The organism is Mycolicibacter senuensis, from assembly GCF_003284925.1.
GTDB lineage: Bacteria > Actinomycetota > Actinomycetes > Mycobacteriales > Mycobacteriaceae > Mycobacterium > Mycobacterium algericum_A.
In genome coordinates, this window is sequence record NZ_QMEX01000008.1 from 73,795 (window position 1) to 80,291 (window position 6,497).

5 protein-coding genes and 1 pseudogene are annotated in these 6,497 nt (G+C 67.9%); all 6 read left to right on the forward strand.

The window, feature by feature from the left end; translation table 11 throughout:
* The first annotated feature begins 78 nt into the window (after positions 1 to 78).
* On the forward strand, positions 79 to 672 hold the full coding sequence (locus tag DQP56_RS04960) for a DUF937 domain-containing protein (protein WP_112683870.1): 594 nt from the start codon (positions 79 to 81) through the stop codon (positions 670 to 672).
* 79 nt (positions 673 to 751) lie between these two features.
* Positions 752 to 3,403: a valine--tRNA ligase gene (locus tag DQP56_RS04965; protein WP_112683871.1), complete on the forward strand. Its 2,652-nt coding sequence runs from the start codon at positions 752 to 754 to the stop codon at positions 3,401 to 3,403.
* Positions 3,400 to 4,812 (forward strand): bifunctional tetrahydrofolate synthase/dihydrofolate synthase, encoded by a 1,413-nt coding sequence (gene folC / locus DQP56_RS04970; RefSeq protein ID WP_112683872.1) that lies wholly within the window; start codon positions 3,400 to 3,402, stop codon positions 4,810 to 4,812. Before DQP56_RS04965 ends, folC begins: the two co-directional genes overlap by 4 nt.
* Entirely contained in the window at positions 4,809 to 5,159 is a 351-nt protein-coding gene (locus DQP56_RS04975; RefSeq protein ID WP_112683873.1) for a DUF4233 domain-containing protein, read from the forward strand. The genes folC and DQP56_RS04975 overlap by 4 nt, the downstream gene beginning before the upstream one ends.
* Before the next feature lie 160 nt (positions 5,160 to 5,319).
* Positions 5,320 to 5,766, forward strand: coding sequence for a nucleoside-diphosphate kinase (gene ndk / locus DQP56_RS04980; protein ID WP_112683881.1), 447 nt, complete (start codon positions 5,320 to 5,322; stop codon positions 5,764 to 5,766).
* A gap of 295 nt (positions 5,767 to 6,061) precedes the next feature.
* Positions 6,062 to 6,497 (forward strand): annotated as a pseudogene (locus tag DQP56_RS04985) (ribonuclease E/G); the annotation flags it as partial.

Genomic DNA, 6,497 nt, shown 5'->3' on the forward strand with positions numbered 1-6,497 from the left:
GCGGGCCGGCGGCGCTTTCCGCTAATGTCATCTTCGACCGCAGTCACGGCAGCACCCAGCAACGAAGGTGGAACTCTCATGGCCGGCCTCGACGATCTTTTCGCGCAGATCCCCGTACAAGACATCGCCAATCAGCTCGGCGCCGATTCGGGCGAGGTGGACAACACTATCCGTACCCTGGTGCCGGTGCTCGTCGGCGGATTGAGCCAGAACGCCCAGGACCCGGGCCAGGCCGACGACATCGCCAGCAAGGCCAACAGCTTCGCGGCGCAGGGGCTGCTGGGAAACGCGTTCGCCGGCAACCAGGCCGAAGGCCAGCAGGTGATCTCGACCATCTTCGGCGGCAACGACACCAGCCAGGTCGCTTCGGCACTGTCGGGTGCCGGCGCCGGAAACAACGACCTGCTGCAAAAGCTGCTCCCGATCATCGCTCCGATCGTGCTCGCCTACATCGGCAAGCAACTGTCGGGCCAGAAGGCCGAGCCGGCCCAGCAGCAGGCCTCCGGGGGCGGCGGACTCGGTGATGTTCTCGGCAGCATCCTCGGCGGTATGAGCGGCGGTGGCAGCGCCCAGAACCAGTCGATGGGCAGCATCCTGGGGAACATGATCGGCGGCAAAACCGGCGGCGCCATCGGCGACATCCTCGGCGGACTGCTCGGCGGCAAGAAATAGGCACTCGTTACCAGCCCCCGGACCGATCCCGGTCCGGGGGCTGTCACGTGCAGTGGGCCGTCGTTCCTAGAATTGAGCGGTGACCGCCACCCCCGACGCTGCCAACACCGAACACCTGCCCAAATCCTGGGAGCCGAGTGCGGTCGAGGACGCGATCTACCAGCGCTGGGTCGATGCCGGCTACTTCACCGCGGACCCGACCAGTACCAAGCCCGGCTATTCGATCGTGCTTCCGCCGCCGAACGTCACCGGCAGCCTGCACATGGGGCACGCACTCGACCACACCCTGATGGACGCGTTGACCCGCCGCAAGCGGATGCAGGGCTACGAGGTGTTGTGGCTGCCGGGCATGGATCACGCCGGTATCGCCACGCAGAGCGTGGTGGAGCGGCGGCTGAACGCCGCCGGGCAGACCAAGGAGGAATTGGGACGCGAAGGCTTCGTCGAGCAGGTCTGGGACTGGAAGCGGGAATCCGGCGGCACCATCGGCACCCAGATGCGCCGGATCGGCGACGGGGTGGACTGGAGCCGCGAGCGGTTCACCATGGACGATGGCCTGTCGCGCGCCGTCCGCGTCATCTTCAAGCGCCTCTATGATGCGGGCCTGATCTACCAGGCCGAGCGGCTGGTCAACTGGTCACCGGTGCTGGAGACCGCGATCAGCGACCTCGAGGTCAAATACGACGACATCGAGGGCGAACTGGTGTCGTTCCGGTACGGCTCCCTCGACGACGGGCAACCCCATATCGTGGTGGCCACCACCCGGCTGGAGACGATGCTCGGCGACACCGCGATCGCGGTGCACCCCGACGACGACCGGTACCGCGACCTGGTCGGGACCAGCCTGCCGCACCCGTTCCTGGACCGGCAGATCGGCGTGGTCGCCGATGCGCACGTGGACCCCGAATTCGGCACCGGCGCCGTCAAGGTCACCCCCGCCCACGACCCCAACGACTTCGAGATCGGGCTGCGGCACCAGTTGGCGATGCCGACCATCCTGGACACCAAGGGCCGGATCACCGGAACCGGCACGCAGTTCGACGGCATGGACCGCTTCGAGGCGCGTGTCGCGGTGCGCGAAGCGCTGGCCGGCCAAGGACGCATCGTCGCCGAGAAGCGGCCCTACCTGCACAGCGTCGGGCATTCCGAACGCAGCGGCGAGGTCATCGAGCCGCGCCTGTCGATGCAGTGGTGGGTCAACGTCTCCTCGCTGGCCAAGGCCGCCGGGGACGCGGTGCGTAACGGCGACACCGTCATCCACCCGAAAAGCCTGGAGCCCCGCTGGTTTTCCTGGGTCGACGACATGCACGACTGGTGCATCTCCCGGCAGCTGTGGTGGGGTCACCGCATCCCGATCTGGCACGGGCCCAACGGCGAGAAGGTCTGTGTCGGGCCGGATGAAACCCCGCCGGAGGGCTGGGAGCAGGATCCCGACGTGCTCGACACCTGGTTCTCCTCGGCGTTGTGGCCGTTCTCCACGATGGGCTGGCCCGACGCCACCGCCGAGCTGGAGAAGTTCTACCCCACAACGGTTCTGGTAACCGGTTACGACATCCTGTTCTTCTGGGTCGCCCGGATGATGATGTTCGGCACCTTCGTCGCCGACGATCCCGCCCTGCGGGGCGGCAAGGTGCCGTTCGAGAACGTGTTCCTGCACGGCCTGATCCGTGACGAGCACGGGCGCAAGATGAGCAAGTCCCGCGGCAACGGCATCGACCCACTGGACTGGGTGGACGCCTTCGGCGCCGACGCCCTGCGGTTCACGCTGGCTCGCGGCGCGAGCCCCGGCGGCGACCTGTCGATCGGCGAGGACCATGCCCGCGCGTCGCGCAACTTCGTCACCAAGCTGTTCAACGCCACTCGATTCGCACTGATCAACGGCGCGCGACCCGCCCCGTTGCCGGCGCTCGAGGAGCTCACCGATGCCGACCGGTGGATTCTGGGGCGGTTGGAAGAGGTTCGCGCCGAGGTGGATTCGGCTTTCGAGGGCTATGAGTTCGGCCGGGCCTGCGAGGCGCTGTACCACTTCGCGTGGGACGAGTTCTGCGACTGGTATGTCGAACTGGCCAAGACCCAGCTGGGTCAGGGGATTGCCCACACCACCGCCGTGCTGGCCGCGGTGCTCGACACGTTGCTGCGGTTGTTGCACCCGGTGATCCCGTTCGTCACCGAGACGCTGTGGCAGGAACTCACTGGCGCAGAGTCACTGGTGATCGCGGACTGGCCCGAGCCGTCTGGAATCGTCCTGGACCGTGTTGCCGCGCAACGGATCACCGACATGCAAAAGCTCGTGACCGAGGTGCGCCGGTTCCGCAGCGACCAGGGGCTGCGTGACCGGCAGAAGGTCCCGGCCCGACTGTCCGGTATCGACGACGCCGACCTGGCCACCCAGGTGGCCGCGCTGACCTCGCAGGCCTGGCTGACCGAGCCCGGCGCGGATTTCGCACCGTCGGCCACGGTCGAGGTGCGGCTGGGCCCCGCCCACAGCGCCAGCACCGTCGTGGTGGAACTGGACACCTCCGGCACCGTCGATGTCGCCGCCGAGCGCCGGCGCCTGGAGAAGGATCTCGCCGTTGCGGAGAAGGAGTTAGCGGCCACCGCGGCGAAGCTGGGCAATGAGGCGTTTCTGGCCAAGGCGCCGGAAGCCGTCGTCGACAAGATCCGAGGCCGCCAGCAATTGGCCCGAGACGAGGTCGACCGGATCACCGCGCGTCTTTCGGCCCTGGCATGACCGAGCACCCGGTCGGTGCCGAGCCGACACCGGACGAGATCGCGGCGCTGCTGCAGGTCGAGCACCTACTCGATCAGCGCTGGGGCGAAACCAAGATCGAACCCAGCCTGACCCGGATCAACGCCCTGCTGGAACTGCTCGGCTCCCCGCAGCGCGGGTATCCGTCGATTCACGTCGCCGGCACCAACGGCAAAACCTCGGTGGTGCGGATGATCGACGCGTTGCTGACGGCGTTTTCTCGCCGCACCGGGCGCACCACCAGCCCGCACCTGCAGTCGGCGGTCGAGCGCATCGGGATCGACGGTGTGCCGATCAGTCCCGCCAAATATGTGGAGACCTACGCCGAGATCGAACCGTTCGTGCAGCTGGTGGACGCGTCCTCGCAAGCCGAGAACGGGCCTGCCATGAGCAAGTTCGAGGTGCTCACCGGGATGGCCTTCGCGGCGTTCGCCGACGCCCCGGTCGACGTCGCCGTGGTGGAGGTCGGAATGGGCGGCCGCTGGGACGCCACCAACGTCGTCGAAGCACCCGTCGCGGTCATCACCCCGATCGGTGTCGATCACGTCGACTACCTCGGTGACGACATCGCCGGGATCGCCGCGGAGAAGGCCGGCATCATCCACCGCTCGTCGGACGAACTGACCGACACTGTCGCGGTGATTGCCCGGCAGACACCCGAGGTGATGGACGTGCTGCTGACGCAGTCGGTGCGTGCCGACGCAGCGGTCGCGCGGGAGAACTCCGAGTTCGCGGTACGCAGCCGCCAACTGGCGATCGGTGGTCAGCTGTTGGAGTTGCAGGGCCTGGGCGGGGTGTACTCGGACATCTTCTTGCCGCTGCACGGCGAGCACCAGGCGCACAACGCGGTGCTGGCCCTGGCGGCGGTGGAGGCGTTCTTCGGCGCGGGCGCCGAGCGCCAGCTCGACGCCGACACGGTTCGGGCGGGCTTTGCCGCGGTGCGCAGTCCGGGCCGGCTCGAGCGGATGCGCAGCTCGCCCACCGTCTTCATCGACGCCGCCCACAATCCGACCGGCGCCGCTGTGCTGGCCCAGGCGCTGACCGAGGATTTCGGCTTTCGGTTCCTGGTCGGCGTGGTCAGCGTGTTGGGGGATAAGGACGCCGACGGCATCCTTGCCGCTCTGGAGCCGGTTTTTGACCGGATCGTGGTGACCCACAACGGTTCCCCGCGTGCGGTGGATGTCGAGACGCTGACCGCCGTCGCGCTACGGTGGTTCGGTGAAGATCGGGTGGTGACGACCGACACGCTCGAGGACGCCATCGACACCGCGACCGCACTGGTCGACGAATTCGACTCCGACGGTGACACCACCGGAACCGGCATCGTGATCACCGGCTCAGTGGTCACCGCTGGTGCCGCCCGCACCTTGTTCGGAAAGGATCCGGCATGAGCGACCCAACGGGGGCGCCCGATCCGTGGCGCGGTTTCCGCGGCGTGATGTCGGCGACGCTGATCCTCGAGGCGATCGTGGTGCTGTTGGCGCTGCCGGTGGTCCACGTGGTCGGCGGCGGGCTCTCGCCGGTGTCGCTGGCCTACCTGCTCGGTCTGGCGCTGGTGTTGCTGCTGTTCACCGGTATCCAGGGCCGGCCCTGGGCGATCTGGGCCAATCTGGGTCTGCAAGTGGTGCTGGTCGCAGGCTTTGTGGTCTATCCGGCGGTGGGGATCATGGGGCTGGTGTTCGCCGTGGTGTGGGGATTGATCGCGCACTTCCGTGCCGAGGTGTTGCGCCGCCAGTGACGAGGCGGAGCGAAGCGACGGTGAGGAACGGCGTGTTGGTGCCGCTCGTGGCCGAGCGGCGATTCGGTACGCTGTCGCCCGTGCCGCTGGCGACGACCGGTGGGGTACCCGGCCGCGCGGCGGCGAGGGACACGGAGCGATGGATGAGGAGCGGCGCTTCATGACTGAGCGGACCTTGGTGCTGATCAAGCCGGACGGCGTCAACCGCCGGCTGGTGGGCGAGATCATCAGCCGGATCGAGAAGAAGGGCCTGACGCTGGCGGCGCTGGAATTGCGGCCGGTGCAGCAGGCGGTGGCCCGGCAGCACTATGGCGAGCACGAGGGCAAGGCGTTCTTCGCCTCACTGCTGGACTTCATCACCTCCGGCCCGGTGGTCGCGGCCGTGGTGGAGGGGCCGCGGGCCATCGAGGCGTTCCGGCAGCTCGCCGGCGGTACCGATCCGGTCGCCAAGGCCACGCCCGGCACCATCCGCGGTGACTTCGGGTTGGAGACCCAGTTCAACCTGGTGCACGGCTCCGACTCGCCGGAGTCGGCCGAGCGCGAGATCGCGCTGTGGTTTCCCGACCTGAAGCCGTCGGCGCCGACGTCCCCGATGACACTGGCCTGACGTCGGAGTTAATGCCTTTCGACCGGCTTGGTCTGGTTGTGTGGGATACTGGCCAATGGGTGAACGTCACCGGACCGGTGTCCGACACCCGAATGAAGACTTAGGCGAGTGCGACGGTCGCGAGATGTGATGCGGCGCCGATCGCCGGTCCTCATTCAGCCAGGCACCGAGTCGGTTCCACCCGAGCCCCTCGGAGCGAGACCACCACAAGCCCGGGGAAGTGAGCCGGGCGAATAACGAGAAGCCCTCGCGTGGCCGCGTCGTAACGACGCGCCCGGGGGCTTGAGGAGAATACGTGGCAGACCCGTCTCTTTTTAAGAGCCCTTTTTCCGATGTACCAGCGGAGCCGACCGAGCAGGATGAGCTGCCGGACCGGCTGCGGGTCCACTCGCTGGCGCGGGTTCTGGGCACCACCAGCAAACGGGTTCTCGACGCGCTGACCGAGCTGGACGGCCGGGCGCGCAGCGCCCACTCCAGCGTCGATCGGGTCGAAGCGGTCCGCGTTCGCGACCTGCTGGGTTCTACCGAATCGCCCAGCACCGAGGTGTCCGGGGAGTCCGGGGACGCCGTCGACGAGCCGGAGTCCCGGCTGTTGCTGGAGACCGCCCCGGAGGCGGCCAACGCGCGGGTCGACTACATGCCGTTGTTCGTGGCGCCGCAACCGGTCACGTTCGAGCCGTCGCCGCCTGGGGAGTCCGACGCCGAGTCCGACGATGACGACGACCTCGGCT

Bases quoted from the DNA above. Each gene is read 5' to 3' on its own strand.
- DQP56_RS04960 (WP_112683870.1), top strand. From the start codon at position 79: ATGGCCGGCCTCGACGATCTTTTCGCGCAGATCCCCGTACAAGACATC.
- folC (WP_112683872.1), top strand. From the start codon at position 3,400: ATGACCGAGCACCCGGTCGGTGCCGAGCCGACACCGGACGAGATCGCG.
- DQP56_RS04975 (WP_112683873.1), top strand. From the start codon at position 4,809: ATGAGCGACCCAACGGGGGCGCCCGATCCGTGGCGCGGTTTCCGCGGC.
- ndk (WP_112683881.1), top strand. From the start codon at position 5,320: ATGACTGAGCGGACCTTGGTGCTGATCAAGCCGGACGGCGTCAACCGC.